The sequence below is a fragment of the Agrobacterium sp. K11 genome (assembly GCF_059429395.1).
The window spans coordinates 69,634-85,136 of the sequence record NZ_JCAHRB010000001.1; the positions used below are offsets into that span (position 1 = coordinate 69,634).

General features: G+C 58.9%; 10 protein-coding genes. 4 read left to right on the forward strand and 6 right to left on the reverse strand.

The window, feature by feature from the left end; genetic code table 11:
* Nucleotides 1–48 precede the first annotated feature (48 nt).
* The 4 genes from AC5SEO_RS00300 (at nucleotide 49) to AC5SEO_RS00315 (ending at nucleotide 6,611) form a co-directional block, all read left to right on the forward strand.
* Nucleotides 49–1,773 carry a glycerol-3-phosphate dehydrogenase/oxidase gene (locus tag AC5SEO_RS00300; RefSeq protein WP_111803344.1) on the forward strand — a complete coding sequence of 575 codons (1,725 nt, stop codon included), beginning with the start codon at nucleotides 49–51 and terminating at the stop codon, nucleotides 1,771–1,773.
* 2 nt (nucleotides 1,774–1,775) lie between these two features.
* Nucleotides 1,776–2,618 carry a class I fructose-bisphosphate aldolase gene (locus AC5SEO_RS00305; RefSeq protein ID WP_111795568.1) on the forward strand — a complete coding sequence of 281 codons (843 nt, stop codon included), beginning with the start codon at nucleotides 1,776–1,778 and terminating at the stop codon, nucleotides 2,616–2,618.
* Nucleotides 2,611–4,110 carry an FGGY-family carbohydrate kinase gene (locus AC5SEO_RS00310; protein ID WP_162632839.1) on the forward strand — a complete coding sequence of 500 codons (1,500 nt, stop codon included), beginning with the start codon at nucleotides 2,611–2,613 and terminating at the stop codon, nucleotides 4,108–4,110. Before AC5SEO_RS00305 ends, AC5SEO_RS00310 begins: the two co-directional genes overlap by 8 nt.
* A gap of 296 nt (nucleotides 4,111–4,406) precedes the next feature.
* Nucleotides 4,407–6,611, forward strand: a complete 2,205-nt coding sequence (locus tag AC5SEO_RS00315; protein ID WP_174068931.1) for a methyl-accepting chemotaxis protein — start codon at nucleotides 4,407–4,409, stop codon at nucleotides 6,609–6,611.
* Nucleotides 6,612–6,627: 16 nt separating this feature from the next.
* On the opposite strand, the gene AC5SEO_RS00320 is transcribed toward AC5SEO_RS00315, so the two are convergent.
* From AC5SEO_RS00320 to AC5SEO_RS00345, 6 genes are all read right to left on the reverse strand, one after another.
* Nucleotides 6,628–7,596 (reverse strand): MarR family winged helix-turn-helix transcriptional regulator, encoded by a 969-nt coding sequence (locus AC5SEO_RS00320; protein ID WP_081308513.1) that lies wholly within the window; start codon nucleotides 7,594–7,596, stop codon nucleotides 6,628–6,630.
* 202 nt (nucleotides 7,597–7,798) lie between these two features.
* Nucleotides 7,799–8,947: an alpha-hydroxy acid oxidase gene (locus tag AC5SEO_RS00325; RefSeq protein ID WP_035199743.1), complete on the reverse strand. Its 1,149-nt coding sequence runs from the start codon at nucleotides 8,945–8,947 to the stop codon at nucleotides 7,799–7,801.
* A gap of 86 nt (nucleotides 8,948–9,033) precedes the next feature.
* Nucleotides 9,034–10,656, reverse strand: coding sequence for an ABC-F family ATP-binding cassette domain-containing protein (locus tag AC5SEO_RS00330; RefSeq protein WP_003511539.1), 1,623 nt, complete (start codon nucleotides 10,654–10,656; stop codon nucleotides 9,034–9,036).
* A 162-nt stretch (nucleotides 10,657–10,818) separates the two neighbouring features.
* Complete coding sequence (locus AC5SEO_RS00335) at nucleotides 10,819–12,057, reverse strand: vWA domain-containing protein (protein ID WP_013761916.1); 1,239 nt, start codon at nucleotides 12,055–12,057, stop codon at nucleotides 10,819–10,821.
* Nucleotides 12,058–12,214: 157 nt separating this feature from the next.
* Complete coding sequence (locus AC5SEO_RS00340; RefSeq protein WP_003511536.1) at nucleotides 12,215–13,093, reverse strand: transglutaminase family protein; 879 nt, start codon at nucleotides 13,091–13,093, stop codon at nucleotides 12,215–12,217.
* A 4-nt stretch (nucleotides 13,094–13,097) separates the two neighbouring features.
* On the reverse strand, nucleotides 13,098–15,503 hold the full coding sequence (locus AC5SEO_RS00345; RefSeq protein WP_112178526.1) for a circularly permuted type 2 ATP-grasp protein: 2,406 nt from the start codon (nucleotides 15,501–15,503) through the stop codon (nucleotides 13,098–13,100).

The window sequence follows — 15,503 nt, forward strand, 5'->3', positions numbered from 1 at the left end:
GTTTAACAACATTGGGACGCTGGTTGTTAGCCAGCGAACGGTATTCCTATGCCCAGTTTTCGCGAGGACGCTCTACGCCGCATCCGGCAAGACGGTGATTTCGACGCCGTCGTCATCGGTGGCGGTATCAATGGTATCGCCGCCTATCGCGATCTCGCTTTACAGGGACTGCGGGTGCTTCTGGTAGAGCGCAACGACTTCTCGTCCGGTTGCAGTGCCGCACCCTCGCGCATGATCCACGGTGGCCTGCGGTATCTCGAAAACGGTGAATTCGGCCTTGTGGCGGAATCGCTGCGGGAGCGTGATGCGCTTCTGACGCTGGCACCGCATATGGTTCATCCGCTGCCGACGACGATCCCGATCTTTTCAACCTTCAGCGGCTTGTTCAACGCGGCTGCGACCTTTGTGGGTTCCGGCGGAAAACCTGCCAGCCGAGGGGCACTGGCGATCAAGGCTGGCCTCATGCTCTATGACTTCGTCACCCGCAAAAATCGCATCCTTCCCCGACACACCTTCCGCAACGCACGCAAGACGTTGCAACGCTGGCCGGGCCTGACTCCAGGCATCAGATATTCGGCCACCTATTACGATGCGTGGATCAGCCAGCCCGAACGGCTTGCGCTGGAGCTTCTGATCGACACCCGGGCCGATGCGCCGCAAAGCATTGCGCTGAACTATGCCGAGTTTGTCCGTGCTGGCGGCGACTATCGTCTTAAGGTGGAGGGCACGGACGAAACCTTGCCCGTCCGGCCACGCATTATCGTCAATGCGACGGGCGCCTGGATCGATGAGACGATTGGAGCGCTAACGACCACACAGGCTGCGGGGAGGGCGAAACCGACCGTTTCCGGCACCAAGGGATCGCATCTGATCCTCGCCAACGAGGCGCTCTTTAAGGCCTTGAACGGCCATATGATTTTTTTCGAGAATGCCGACAACCGTGTCTGTATCCTCTTTCCCTATCTTGGCCGGGTTCTCGCTGGTTCGACGGATATCAAGGTGGATCGTCCCGAACGGGTGCGATGCGAACCGGAAGAGCGTGATTATATTCTCGATGCGGTCCGTCAGGTCTTTCCGCATATTTCCATCGACCATTCCGACATCGTCTACAGTTTCAGCGGCATACGCCCGCTGCCGCGCAGCGACGCCGCTTTTACCGGAAGAATATCCCGCAGCCATTTCATCCACCGCGTGGAGGGCGATCCGCCGCAGCTCTGCATGATCGGCGGCAAGTGGACGACGTTCAGAGCCTTTGGCGAACAGGTGACCGACGAGGCTCTGGCCTTTCTCGGACGCAAGCGGCTGACTGGCACAATGAACCGCCCGATCGGCGGCGGCAGGAACTTCCCCAGCGGTGCCGGGCGCCTGCCGGCCCTGCTGTCGGAGGAATTTTCGATCGACCGGGACCGGGCCGAGTATCTGGCATCGGCCTACGGTTCACGTGCCTTCGAGTTGATGGGTTTTTGTCGGGGCCGTACGGATGACAGTCCGCTTTGCGAAAAACCGCCGATCACGGCGGCAGAGGTGGTCTGGCTGATCCGCTGCGAACATGTCCGCCATCTGACGGATCTCATCCTGCGCCGCACGACGCTTGCCATTACCGGCGTCATCGATGCCGATCTGATCGATGCGATCCTTGGCGTCGCAGCGCGCGAGCTGGGATGGGCGCCACAGCAGGCGGCGGACGAACGGCAGCGGCTCGTTGATGAACTGGAGACCTTTTACGGGGTCACGACGGCAATGCTTAAACACAGATGCAAGGAGAATGCATGATGATGCGGATTTCGAAAAAGGCGCGCATGAACCGGCTGTTCCGCAATGGTGGATGCTTGGACGTTGCCATTGATCACGGGGTTTGCAACGAGCCGAGCTTCCTCGTCGGGCTGGAGGATATGGCTCAAACTGTCGACAGGCTGGTGGAAGCAGGTCCCGATGCCATCCAGATGACCTACGGACAGGCGGACCTATTGCAGCAAAGGCCGCAGCGCGACAAGCCGGCGCTCGTCATGCGCATCGACATGGGCAACCCCTATAATTCAACGCGCCACAGAACCATGTGGTCGCAGCTCCAGAACTATCACGATCCGATCATCGGCGCGCTGGAGATGGACGCCGCCTGCGTCGTCGTGAACCTGTTCATGTTGCCGGACGAGCCGGAACTGTTTCGCCAATGCGTCGAGAATATCAGCCGCGTGCGCGCCGATTGCCATCGTTACGGCATGCCGCTGATGATCGAACCGCTGGTGATGTTGCCCAATGATGTGCGCGGCGGTTACCAGGTGGATGGCGATGCTGAAAAGATCGTCACCCTGGTGCGTCTTGCCTCGGAAATGGGAGCCGATATCATCAAGGCCGATCCCACCAGCAATCCGCTGGATTTTCACAAGGTCATCGAGGCAGCGCGGTGCCCGGTTCTGGTGCGGGGCGGGGGGCGTGAGGACTTGCGCAACGTGCTGGCGAAATCAGCGGCACTGGTGGCCGAAGGTGCGAACGGGATGGTCTATGGACGGAATATCTACCAGCATGACAACCCCAAGGCCGTCGTTGCCGCCTTGATGGCTATCATCCATCAGGGTGCGGGCAGCGAAGAAGCATGGGACATCTATAATCGTGGCTGATAAAAATCATATATTGGGTCTGGATGTCGGCAACACGGTGATCAAGGCGGTGCTGTTCGACACGGCCGGCCGGCAGGTCGCGCAACACGCCATCGACGGCCATTCGACATTTCCGCAGCCCGGTTACGTCGAGCGCGATCTGGAGGAGTTGTGGCGCAACGGATGCGAGGCGATCCGCCAGCTTCTGGCAAAATCGTCCGTCGATCCCCTGAGCATCCTTGCCGTCGGTTGCGCCGGCCACGGCAACGGTCTCTACCTGCTGGACAAGGATCAGCAGCCCCTGATCGGTATCCAGTCGCTTGACAGCCGAGCCGCCGATGTGGCGGTAGAGCTTGACCGGAAAAGCGGCGTGCAACTACAGAACCGTTGTCTGCAACGGCCTTGGCCCGCGCAAACGCCCAGCCTGCTGGCCTGGGTGAAAAGGCATGCGCCCGATACATATGCCCAGATCGGAACGGTGCTGTTCTGCAAGGATTTCCTGAACTTCCGCCTGACCGGTTGTCTTGCCAATGATATTTCCGATCTCAGTGGTGCGGGGTTGCTTGCCTTCTCCGAAGCGAAGCTCGACCGGGAACTCCTGTCGCTCTACGGGCTTGAGGATGCCGTCGCCTTTTTTCCGCGCCTCGTAGAATCGGCGGATATCGTCGGCCATGTGACAGCTGAGGCTTCGGCTCTGACGGGGCTTTCCGAGGGCACACCTGTTATCGGCGGTTTTTTCGATGTCGTCTCCAGCGCCATGGGGTCGGGCGTCATCAACGCCGGGGAGGCTTCTATCATCGCCGGCACCTGGAGCATTAATCAGGTTTTCGCGGATAAACCGGTCATCAGCCCCGATGTCTTCATGGTCACGACCTTTGGACGTGGCCGCTATGTCAATATCGAGTCCAGCGCCACCTCTGCGGCCAATCTTGAATGGTACGTGCACCGTGTTCGCGGTGACCATGGTGACCATGCCTTCGAGCGCTGCAACGATCTGGTCGGTTCCGTTTCGCAACGCGCCGACGATCCGTTCTTCCACCCGTTCATCTTCGGCTCGCGACTGGGCGCGGAATTTCGGGGCGGGTTTTATGGTCTGGCGGGATGGCATGGCGAAGGCCACATGCTGAGAGCCCTGTTCGAGGGTGTGTGTTTCGAACACCGCCGCCATATCGGCGTTCTCAGGGAAGCGGGGCTGCCGATCGACAGTGCCGTCATGTCCGGCGGCGGTTCCCGCAGCCAGCATTGGCCGCAGATCATGGCGGACGTTCTTGAAATCCCGCTGCGTGTCGCGGAGGCCCGCGAGACCGGCGCGCTTGGTGCGGCCATCGGCGCGGCCGTGGCGGTCGGTCTCTATCCCGGCTATGAAGCGGCGGTCGCAGCGATGACCCGCGTGGCCAGTGCCTACCGGCCGGATGCGGGGCAACTCCCGCATTATCGGCGGCGCTACGGCCTCTACACACAATTGACCGACCAGTTGCGCGGCTTCTGGAGTGATCTGCGTTTGCAGGACTAAAGGCTCCCGGTTTTCCTGATCAGCGGCACGCAATGATGCGTGCCGCTGAGCTTGCTCGTAGCTTGCAATATATGCTGGCGTTTCGGAAGGTTCGGATATCGCGTAATATTTTGTATGTACTGTAATATTACGGTTTTATAATTTATTTCTGTTTTCTTAATTGCGCTAAAAATATGAATTAAAGTAATTTTTAAGCATAGTTTTCTAATATTATCCTCCGGTCTGGTTGTTGACATTTTGGGCTTGCGCGCAGTGACCTTAGCCGTCGCGGCCGGGATTTTTTGTGAGGATGAGACATGCTGTTTAAATCGACAACGGGCCGTAATATCTTCGCAGTCGCCGCGTGCGGCGTCGTTGCAACAATCGCGGCTTCGGCCGTGCTGTTTTATCGGTCCTTTGAGGATACGAGGGCCAACAGTATGGAGCGTATGCAGCAGATCGCGCAAGCCGAAGCTTTGACGACCGAGAAAAATATCGGCGGCATGATTCACATCGTCAATAGCCTCGGCTCGGTTCTGGAATCGATGAAGCAGTCGGGCGATGCCGATCGGGGCAAGGCCGATCAGCTTATCCGGCACATGCTGGCGAACAATCCCGATTTGCTTGGTCTCTGGACCGGATGGGAGCCCAATGCCTTCGATGGCAAGGATGCGGACTTCGTCAACAAGGAGGGATATGATGCGACTGGTCGTTATGTACCCTATTGGGTGCGGAGCGGAGGCAAAATAAGCAACACCGCATTGACGGATTATACCACCGCGGGTCCAGGCGATTATTATCAGTTGCCCTTCACATTGAAGAAAACAGTCGTCATCGAACCCTATTCTTACGCAATCGATGGCAAGGAGGTTCTGATTACCTCGGTCGCCAAACCTGTCATCGTCGACGGTAAAACTCTGGGCGTCGCTGGCCTCGATCTGTCGCTGGAGGAAACGAACAAGGCGTTGTCAGCCGTCCGGCCGATGGGAACGGGCTTCATGAGCCTTGTGAGTGGCGGCGGCAAGATCATCAGCCATCCCGATGCGACGATAATGGGTAAGAACCTCGCAGATGGCGGCGCACAAACTGAAGGCTGGGATAAACTGATCGCCAATCCCGGAAAAGAGCTGGAAATGACGGCACAGGACGGCACGGTTTCCCTTGCCGTCGCCTTGCCGGTCATGCTCACCGGCGACATGAAATGGTACGCAATCGTCTCGGTTCCGGAGGACACGGTCTTTGCGCAGCTGCATGCAATGATGCGTGACGCCGTCCTGACGATCGTAACGGCGGCGGTGCTGCTGGCGATGGCCGGCTGGTTTATTGCACGGCGGTTCATCAACCGCATCACGAATGTCATCGATGAGACCGCCCAGATCGCCCGGGGAAATCTCCAGCTGACATTGAAGGATATCGAGACCAGGGACGAGATCGGCGATCTTGCCCGCTCGCTTGACGTTTTGCGCGAAAACAATCGTGAAAAAGCCTTGCTGGAGCAGGAAGCGGAAGCCAACCGAACTCTTGGCGAACAGGAGCGGGTGGCCCGCGAACACAAGGCGGCCGATGAGGCGAGCGGTATCCGTTTCGCGGTTGACAGTCTGGCTCAGGCGTTGGCCAGGCTCGCAGATGGCGACGTGTCCTGTCGTATCAACGATCCCTTTGTCGAGCGGTTCGATGCCGTGCGCAACGATTTTAACGGTTCTGCCGGGAAGTTGCAGAACGCGCTTCTGCGGGTATCGGATAATACCGCCGGTATTGATGCCGGCGCTAATGAAATCAAGGCAGCCTCCGATGATCTTGCAAGGCGGACGGAACAGCAGGCTGCTGCCGTGGAGGAAACCGCCGCAGCTCTTGAAGAGATCACAATAACCGTGAAAGATGCCGCGAACCGTGCGCATGAGGCGGGCCGGCTGGTTTCCCGCACGCGCATCGGTGCGGAACGATCGGGCGAAGTCGTGCGTCAGGCCGTGATCGCGATGGAGCGGATCGAAAAATCCTCGAACGAGATTTCCAGTATCATCGGTGTGATCGACGAGATTGCCTTCCAGACGAACTTGCTGGCACTCAATGCCGGCGTGGAAGCGGCGCGAGCCGGCGAGGCGGGCAAGGGTTTTGCCGTGGTGGCGCAGGAGGTGCGCGAACTTGCGCAGCGTTCTGCCGGCGCGGCGAAGGAAATCAAGTCGCTGATCACAAAATCGAACCAGCAGGTCGAAGAGGGCGTGCATCTTGTCGGCGACACCGGCAAGGCACTCGACGCGATTGTCGCCGAAGTGCAGGAGATCAACCAGCACGTCGCCGCGATCGTCGAATCCGCGCAAGAGCAGTCGTCCGGCCTTCAGCAGATCAATACCGCCGTGAACCAGATGGATCAGGACACGCAGAAAAATGCCGCGATGGTGGAAGAAATGACCGCCGCAAGCCACAATCTTGCAGGCGAGGTCGATGCGCTGAACCGGTTGCTCGGCCAGTTCGAGCTGGGTTCAGGCGCACTTGCTCATCGGGGGGCTCTCAAGGCGGCTTGATCGGCCGCCACGGGGTTTAGTTCGCTTCACGTTCAGCGCCGCGAACCACAGGAAGCGGCCTGACGAAGCGCTGTTCCAGAACCTCGCTTCCCCACTGGCTGCCGGGACGTTCCTCTACACAGGTAAAACCCTGGGCCTCGTAAAGATGCCGTGCCGCCAAAAGTCCGTTGAAAGTCCACAGATGGGTTTCGGCGAATGCTTTTTCGTCTGTGAACGCAAGGGCGGTTGCCAACAGCCTTCGCCCGACGCCGCCACCACGCACGCCATCATCGACGATGAACCAGCGCAGATGCGCGGTCCCCGGTCCCAGATCTTCACCGTCGATTGCAACGGAGCCGATGACATCGTCTCCACGCATTGCGACCCAGATCGCATTTTGCGGGCTTTCGAGCCGGTTGCAAAAGGAGGCGAGACCTTCGGCAACAACGGATTCGAAGCGCTGGCCGAAGCCTGATGTCCGGGCATAATAAAGCGCATGCATTTGCGTGATACGGGCAATAAGGCCGGGCCTGTAGCCCCTGACGATTTCGATCGGGGGAGCCGCGGCGTCGGCCCGGTATCCCAGCGCGTCGGCATAAAGGCGAAGCCCGTCAAGGATTTTTTGGCCATCCGCAGGCGCGAGCCGCGACAGTGCGTTTGATACCTGTCGGTTGGCAAAGGTGTGGATGGCTTCGACCCGCTTCTGTCCTCGCCCGGCGAGGCGCAACCGCTTGATACGACTATCCTCTTCGTCCGTTTCTTCCAGAACATCGCCCGAAAGAACCAGTTTGCGAAGCATGCGGCTGATGCTCGACTTTTCAAGCCGAAGCATCTTTCCCAGATCGCGTGCGGTAATGCGTGGGCATACCTCGATCTCGATCAGGGCGTGCACGGCGGAGGGCGGCAGATCGGTGCCGGCAAAGTCTCCACCCATGAAGCCGAGTTCGCGCACGAGCCGACGCGAGGTGGAGCGGATATCGTTTATGGGAAAGGGTCTTTCGGACATGCCAAAATCCATTATGGTTGCATCATGCAACCATAATCATATTCGATCGGTCTTGCCAAGGTCACCACTGCGCAGCGCCGATAGCGTGAAAACCTCCCGAAACCGCTGTGGTGGTTTCAAAGGGGTCATTCGGTACGTGTGATTATCCGACTATATTGTCGATAAGCTCGACAGGCCTCGATTTCCTCGCGCTTACACCGCTCTAGTCACGAAACCGCAGGTTCCGGCGTGTCAGTTGGTCGACGGTGGTGCAGCCCATCAGCTTCATGCCGCGCTCGATTTCGATGCGCATCAGCTCAAGCGCCCGCTCGACACCCGGCTGTCCGGCGGCGGCAAGCGGGAAAAGGTAATAGCGGCCAAGCCCGACGGCCTTCGCCCCCAGAGACAGGGCTTTGAGGACGTGCGTTCCGCGCTGAACCCCGCCATCCATCATGACATCGATACGGTCACCGACTGCGTCGACAATCTCGGCCAGTTGGTCGAAGGCGCTACGCGAGCCATCGAGCTGGCGACCGCCGTGATTGGAAAGCACGATGCCGCTGCAACCGATATCGACGGCGCGTCTGGCGTCCTCCACGGACATGACACCCTTCAGACAAAAAGGGCCGCCCCATTCACGCACCATCTGTGCGACGTCGTCCCATGTCATGGATGGGTCGAGCATTTCGGTGAAATAGCGACTGATGGAGAGCGCGCCGCCGTCCATTTTGATGTGGCCGTCGAGCTGGGGCAGGCTGAAGCGCTCATGCGTCAGATAATTGATCCCCCAGGCCGGCTTGATGGCGAATTGCGCAATGCCAGAAAGATTGAGCTTGAACGGAATGGCAAAACCGGTGCGCTTGTCGCGCTCACGGTTCCCACCCGTGATGCTGTCCACCGTCAGCATCATCGTCTGCACACCCGCAGTCTTGGCGCGCGCCATCATATCGCGGTTGAGACCACGGTCCTTGTGGAAATAAAACTGATAGACCTGTGGGCCGCCGCTGATCCGGCGCGCTTCCTCGAGGCTGGTGGTGCCGAGTGAAGAAACGCCGAACATCGTGCCGAATTTTCCGGCTGCGGCCGCAACCGCCCGCTCCCCCTGATGGTGGAAGAGACGCTGAAGCGCCGTCGGGGAACAATAGACCGGCATCGCCAGCTTCTGCCCCATGACGGTGACGGACATGTCCACATCGGCCACGCCCCGCAGCACGTCAGGAACGAGATCGCAATTCTCGAAGGCGGCCGTGTTTCTCCGGTACGTCACCTCATCGTCGGCAGCACCGTCGATGTAGTTGAAGATCGGTCCGGGAAGACGCTGTTTAGCCATTCGGCGAAAATCGTGGAAATTGTAGCAGTCTTTAAGTTGCATTTGTTAGTCCACCGATCCGCTCTGCAAACGTTAAAAGATGAAACCTGTCCCGGGAATTCTGCGTCTCATACGTCCGTCAAGCTGCCTCAGCTGCGCAGGCCCGGCGCTTCCTGTCCGGTGCTTTCGACATATTCCGTATATCCGCCGCCAAATTGGTGGATACCGTCAGGCGTCAGTTCCAGCACCCGGTTGGAAAGGGCGGCCAGGAAATGGCGATCATGCGAAACGAAAAGCATCGTGCCTTCATATTCCGACAGGGCCTTGATCAGCATTTCCTTGGTGTCGAGGTCGAGATGGTTCGTCGGCTCGTCCAGCACGAGGAAATTCGGCGGGTCGAACAGCATGGCAGCCATGACCAGACGGGCCTTCTCACCGCCGGACAAAACGCGGCAGCGCTTCTCCACATCGTCACCGGAAAAACCGAAGCAGCCGGCAAGGGCGCGCAGCGGTGCCTGCCCGGCTTTCGGGAAACGTTCCTCCAGCCACTCCAGAATGGTGCTGTCGCCGTCCAGAACATCCATGGCATGCTGGGCGAAATAACCGAGCTTGACGCTGGCGCCGAGCGTGACATTGCCGGAATCCGGCGTGGTCGTGCCGGTTACCAGTTTCAGCAAGGTCGATTTTCCCGCACCATTGACACCCATGATGCACCAGCGTTCCTTGCGCCGCACCATGAAGTCCAACTCGCCATAGATCGTGCGGCTGCCATAGGCCTTGTTGACTTTCTTCAGCGCGACGACATCTTCGCCAGATCTCGGCGCCGGCGCAAATTCGAAAGCGACCGTCTGGCGCCGCTTGGGCGGCTCGACGCGGTCGATCTTTTCGAGTTTCTTGACGCGGCTCTGCACCTGTGAGGCATGCGAGGCACGCGCCTTGAAGCGCTCGATGAACTTGATTTCCTTGGCGAGCATCGCCTGCTGGCGTTCGAACTGCGCCTGCTGCTGCTTTTCGTTCTGCGCACGCTGCTGTTCGTAAAAGCCGTAGTCGCCGGAATAGGTGGTGAGGTTGCCAGCGTCAATTTCGATGATCTTGGTAACGATGCGGTTCATGAATTCGCGGTCGTGCGAGGTCATCAAAAGCGCGCCGTCGTAGTTCTTCAGAAAATCTTCGAGCCAGATCAGGCTTTCGAGATCGAGATGGTTCGAGGGTTCGTCGAGCAGCATCACGTCCGGGCGCATCAAAAGAATGCGGGCGAGCGCCACGCGCATCTTCCAGCCGCCGGAAAGTTTGGCGACGTCGCCATCCATCATTTCCTGACTGAAGCTCAACCCGTCCAGAACCTCGCGCGCGCGGCCCTCCAGCGCGTAGCCGTCCAGTTCTTCATACCGCGCCTGCACTTCGCCGTAACGCTCGATGATGGCATCCATTTCGTCCATCCGGTCGGGATCGGACATGGCGGCTTCCAGCTGCCGGAGTTCGGCTGCGACTTCGCTGACCGGGCCGGCGCCTTCCATGACTTCGGCCACGGCGGAACGGCCAGACATTTCGCCGACGTCCTGGTTGAAATAACCGACCGTCATGCCCTTTTCGACGACGACCTGTCCCTCGTCGGGCTGTTCCTCGCCGGTCATCATTCGGAACAGCGTGGTCTTGCCAGAACCGTTGGGGCCGACAAGGCCGATCTTCTCGCCGCGATTGAGCGCAGCGGAGGCCTCGATGTAGAGAATGCGGTGACTGTTCGACTTGCTGATATTTTCGATGCGGATCATGACAGGGGCCTGTGAATGGGAGCGGCTCTCCTATGCCATGTGTCGCCGGCGCTGTCACCTGCCGCGCACGCCGTGCCAGCCATGCAACCCGGCAAGGTCGCCCCGGGAACATCGCTCCCCGGAAGCGGGGTCGTTTCCGGGGGATGCTGGCTTGATTTTCCCTTAATTGGTCAGCGTTGCCAAACTGCCGGCAGCCTTGCGGGCAATTTCCCCGAAGGCGGTAACGATCTGCTCCATGTTTTCAGGCGCGTAATAATTGTCGAGACTGGACGCACAATGTTGCAGCAGCGACTTGCCCTTGTCCGGCGCCATGAACGCGACGCTGAAAATCTTGATACCGTCTTTCTTGGCCGTATCGCAGGTATTGCGCACGGTCTGGTCGATGCTGGAACTCCAGGAGGAGCTGTTCCCCGTCATTTCGCCATCCGTCATGAGAACGATGTATCGCTCGAAGGATTCGCTTTTCTTGTCCTTGTGTTCTTTCGCTTCAACGGTATTCGCTTTTTTAAGGGCGTTGTATGCGGCATTCAGACTGCTGCGGGCATCCGTACCGCCAGACGGAAACTCCGGGATCTGTTTGTCGACATAGGTGGCAACGCTGCTAGTACCCCAGGTGATAGGCTGGGCCGCGTAGGTCTCATGCGTATAGACCGAGGCTCCTGTTCGAACCAGTTCGGAACCGCCGTTGGCGGTATAAGTGGGATCGGCCTTGTTCAACGTCGCGACGAGATAGCCGACCGCGGTTTTTAGCGAAGTAGCCTTGTTGACGTAGCAGGGCGATGTATTTTTGAGATTGGGATAACTCCCCCAGTTATCGACCGTGTAGTTCTGGCACGACGTTTTCTTGGTGTTGAGCGTATCGGTCTTGAAGGACATCGAACCCGAGCGGTCGAGCACCAGATACATGGAGATCGGCGCGCCCTTGTTGACAGTGCTTACCGCGGTGCCTGTCGCGGCAAGATCGAGTGTTTTCGCCCCGAAGAACCCCAAGAGCGGATTAAGCTGCATCTGGTAGTTTATCGTGGTCTGGATGGTGTAGGTCTTGCCGCGCGCATCGTCCGTTGTGCCAATATTGACTGGAGAGTTTTTCTCGAGCGCCTTCTTCTCCTCCTCGGTCAGGGTCTTTTCCATCTGGCTGGCGATGAAGGCCTTGGCGATTTCCTTGATTTGTTCGTCCGTCAGAGCGCCTTCTTTCAAGCGGGCCTCGGTCGCCGCCGCGAGAGCCGCCGAATCCGCCGTGTTCTGCAGGTCCGCTTTCACCTGCATCACATTCGCCAGCTCCATGCCGGCTCCCGCAAAACCAAGTAGCACCGGCAGCAATATTGCCGTCATCATGCCAAAATTGCCGCCCGTATCGGCAAGGAAACGGCGCGTCATTTTTTGATATGCGGAGGAGATCATAACGGGCTCACTAATTAGAACATTAGACTGAGCGCAGGAAACCCGCAAACGATGTAGAATCCACTAATGTAGACGGTTAAATTTTATACGTCGTTCAAATTGGTGCAGTTTTTCAAGTATTAATTCGAGTATGCTCATAATAACACGTAATGTATCATTACTGGACGGGAATGACGTCGACGGCCTGTTTGATCTGCTGGTTGCCGTAGCTCTTCAATACGCCGATCACCGGCGCGACATCGGAATAGTCCCGGCCATAGCCAACGACGATATGGTCGCTGCCGGCAACGATATCGTTGGTGGGGTCGAGCTCCAGATAACCGGCGGCCTCACCGCACCATACGCGAACCCAGGCATGCATCGCATCGGCACCTTCCAGACGTTCCTTGCCCGGCGGGGGGATGGTGCGCAGGAAGCCGCTGACGTAACCGGCGGGAATGCCGAGGCTACGCAGCGCCATGATCATGATATGCGAAAAGTCCTGGCATACGCCGCGTTTCAGCTTGAAGGCTTCCGACGGTGTCGTATCGACAGTCGTCGCTTCACCGTCATAGGTGAAGTCCTTGTGTATGCGTTTGCACATCGAGAGTGCGATTTCGCGAATGGTCATTCCGGGCTTCAGCAATTCCCGCGCATAGGCCGATATCGCCGTATCCGTCCCCAGTCTCGGGCTGGCGCCGATGAAGTGATGCGGTGACTGGAAGTCGACCGACCAGACGTCTGCAAGGTCTTGCGGCAGGCGTGAAAGCTCGGGTGAAAAATCTGCCGTCAGCGCAGGTGCCTCCACCATCACACGCGCCTGCATGCGGATATCCAGCTTTTCGTGCGGTGCGCGCAGATGCACTGAGGTGGCCGATTGATGAAAGAAATCCTCAAAGACCGCCCGTTCTTCCGGCACCGGCGAAACATCGATGGTGCCGGCGATGAAGCGCTGACGGCCCGGGATCGACAGGGGCAGCACGCGGATGATGTGGCGCGCGCCATGGGCCGGCGTGTCGTAGGTGTAACCCATATGCAGGGAAAGGTCATAAAGCATCGGGTTATCCGAGATATGTCTGGGCCAGGACATCGGAGAGATGTTCCATGTCCGTTTCGAGCTGGCGGTAGATCGCGCCATTCATGTTTTCCGGCGTCATGACGGCAAGGCCGGAATGCAGCCGCATCGCCTCGCGGTAAAAGGGCGACATCTGGCCGTTCGTAAAGGCGTTCGGCAGCTGCTCCACCTCGGTACGAATCTCGTTCAGCTGAAACAGGATGGACCGTGGGTTGAGCGGATCGAGCGCCAGAAGATCGGTGACGGTCAGACCCGCCGTGCTGACATTGTATCGGCGGCGATGGGTCATGACGCTGTCACCGATTTCGAGCAGCATGTCATAGGATCCATCTGGCGCATCCGGTCCGGTCATATGGCCGAGAAGCCTTGTCATATGCAGGCCACGCTCGAGATAGCGGCCGATCGACAGGAAACGCCAGCCGGTGAAACGATACATGTTTTCGTGCACGAGACCGGCGAAGCCTGCAAGCTTGCGAAGGAGGATCGTCATGGCATGGGTCGCGTCGTCGCCCGGCGAAACCTTTGCGTGGAACCGACGGGCAGTCTTGGCAAGGTCATTCAGCGCAAGCCATCCGTCCGGCGAAAAACGGTCTCGGATGTTGCTGGCGGAATAAAGCGCGCTGTTGATGTTGTTCAGCAGGCTTTCCGGCACGGCATCGTTCATTTCCACATCCAGCGCTTCGAGATAACGCGTCACATGCGCAAGCAAGGGCTGACGTGGGTCGGCGGATTCGGCATAACGTCCGTGCCAGGCGCGCAAGATGCGCAATGCGCCTTCCGAACGTTCGATATAGCGGCCGAGCCAGAAGAGATTGTCCGCCGCACGGCTTGGCAGGCTGCCCGGCATATTGCGGGTGAAGCTTTCTTCCGCCGGTAAAAGCGTGGTGCGTTCCACCGGCTTGTCGCTGACGATCCAGACATCCGCAGCACTGCCGCCTGATTGCATGGCGATGGCGGATACATCGTTGCTGCTGCCGATCCGCGCAAAGCCGCCCGGCATGATCTGCCAGCCATCCTGGGTGCGGGCGGCAAAAACTCGAAGGCTCATCGGGCGCGGCACGAGCTTGTTGTCGATATAGGCTGGCGTGGTGGAAAGCGTCACCACCTCTTGGCCGACAAGCCTGTGGCCATCGGAAGCGAGCCAGTCGCTGATCGATTCCTTCGCCGTTTCGCGTAAGGACGAGCCGAGCACGGACTGACCGTTGTCTTCGAAGAAGGGCAGCCGGGAATAGGCCGGGCCGATGACCATGCCCTCGATATTGCCGGCAACGTGGCGACGCTCGGATTCCTGTCCGCACCACCAGGTCGCGATGGACGGCAGTTTCAGGTCTTCGCCAAGCAGGTGGCGACAGACGCGCGGCATGAAGGACAGCAGGGCCCGTGTTTCGAGAATGCCGGTGCCGAGCGCGTTGACGATTGTCAGTGCTTCATTGCGCAGCGCCTGGACCATGCCGGGCGTGCCGATGTGGGATTGCTGGTTCAGTTCCAGCGGATCGGAATAGGAGGCATCGAGGCGCCGCCAAAGCACGCCGATCGGTTTCAGTCCGGCCACGGTCCTTACCATCACGCGGCCGTTGACCACGGTCAGATCCTCACCCTCCAGCAGCATGAAGCCGAGATAGCGGGCGATATAGGCGTGTTCGAAATAGGTCTCGTTTGCGGGGCCGGGCGTCAGCACCGCGATGCGGTCATCCGGATGTTTTCTGTGCGACTGCAAGGTGTCGCGGAAAGCGCCGAAAAATGAAGCGAGACGGTGAACATGGGTTTCGGCATAGATGTCGGAAAGCGCGCGTGTGGTCGCCACCCGGTTTTCCAGCGCAAACCCTGCGCCGGAAGGCGCCTGTGTCCTGTCGGCCAGTACCCACCAGTTGCCATCAGGTCCGCGTCCAATCTCGAACGAGCAGAAATGCAGATAATGGCCGCTTGCAGGTTTTACGCCGACCATCGGCCGCAGATATTCCGGATTGGAGGCGATCAGTGCCGGCGGTACGTAACCTTCCTTCACCAGCCGGTTTTCGCCGTAAAAATCGGCGACCATGGCTTCCAGAAGATTGGCGCGCTGTTTAAGCCCTTCGGAAAGAACCGTCCATTCCTTGTCGTCGATCAGCACCGGAATATGGGAGATCGGCCAGTTTCTTTCGCTGCTGCCCTTGCTGTAATCGCGGTAAAACACGCCCGCATCGCGCAGATAGCGGTCGGTGCGGGCAAAGCGCTCATGCAGTTCGCGTTCCGACATGCGCGACAGGGCACCGAGCAGGGTTTTCCAGACCGGTCTGACCTTGCCGTTGGTATCGAGCATCTCATCGGCCACGCCGGGCAAGGTGGAGTAGTCAAGCCCGCGCGATTGCGCGCTCGTTTCCGTCTTGCGTTCCGTGGCCGTGGCTTTCGACAA

What these genes read in the sequence shown, in the direction of transcription:
- AC5SEO_RS00300 (WP_111803344.1), top strand. Translation starts at nt 49, where the DNA reads ATGCCCAGTTTTCGCGAGGACGCTCTACGCCGCATCCGGCAAGACGGT.
- AC5SEO_RS00305 (WP_111795568.1), top strand. Translation starts at nt 1,776, where the DNA reads ATGCGGATTTCGAAAAAGGCGCGCATGAACCGGCTGTTCCGCAATGGT.
- AC5SEO_RS00315 (WP_174068931.1), top strand. Translation starts at nt 4,407, where the DNA reads ATGCTGTTTAAATCGACAACGGGCCGTAATATCTTCGCAGTCGCCGCG.
- AC5SEO_RS00320 (WP_081308513.1), bottom strand. Translation starts at nt 7,596, where the DNA reads ATGTCCGAAAGACCCTTTCCCATAAACGATATCCGCTCCACCTCGCGT.
- AC5SEO_RS00325 (WP_035199743.1), bottom strand. Translation starts at nt 8,947, where the DNA reads ATGCAACTTAAAGACTGCTACAATTTCCACGATTTTCGCCGAATGGCT.
- AC5SEO_RS00330 (WP_003511539.1), bottom strand. Translation starts at nt 10,656, where the DNA reads ATGATCCGCATCGAAAATATCAGCAAGTCGAACAGTCACCGCATTCTC.
- AC5SEO_RS00335 (WP_013761916.1), bottom strand. Translation starts at nt 12,057, where the DNA reads ATGATCTCCTCCGCATATCAAAAAATGACGCGCCGTTTCCTTGCCGAT.
- AC5SEO_RS00340 (WP_003511536.1), bottom strand. Translation starts at nt 13,093, where the DNA reads ATGCTTTATGACCTTTCCCTGCATATGGGTTACACCTACGACACGCCG.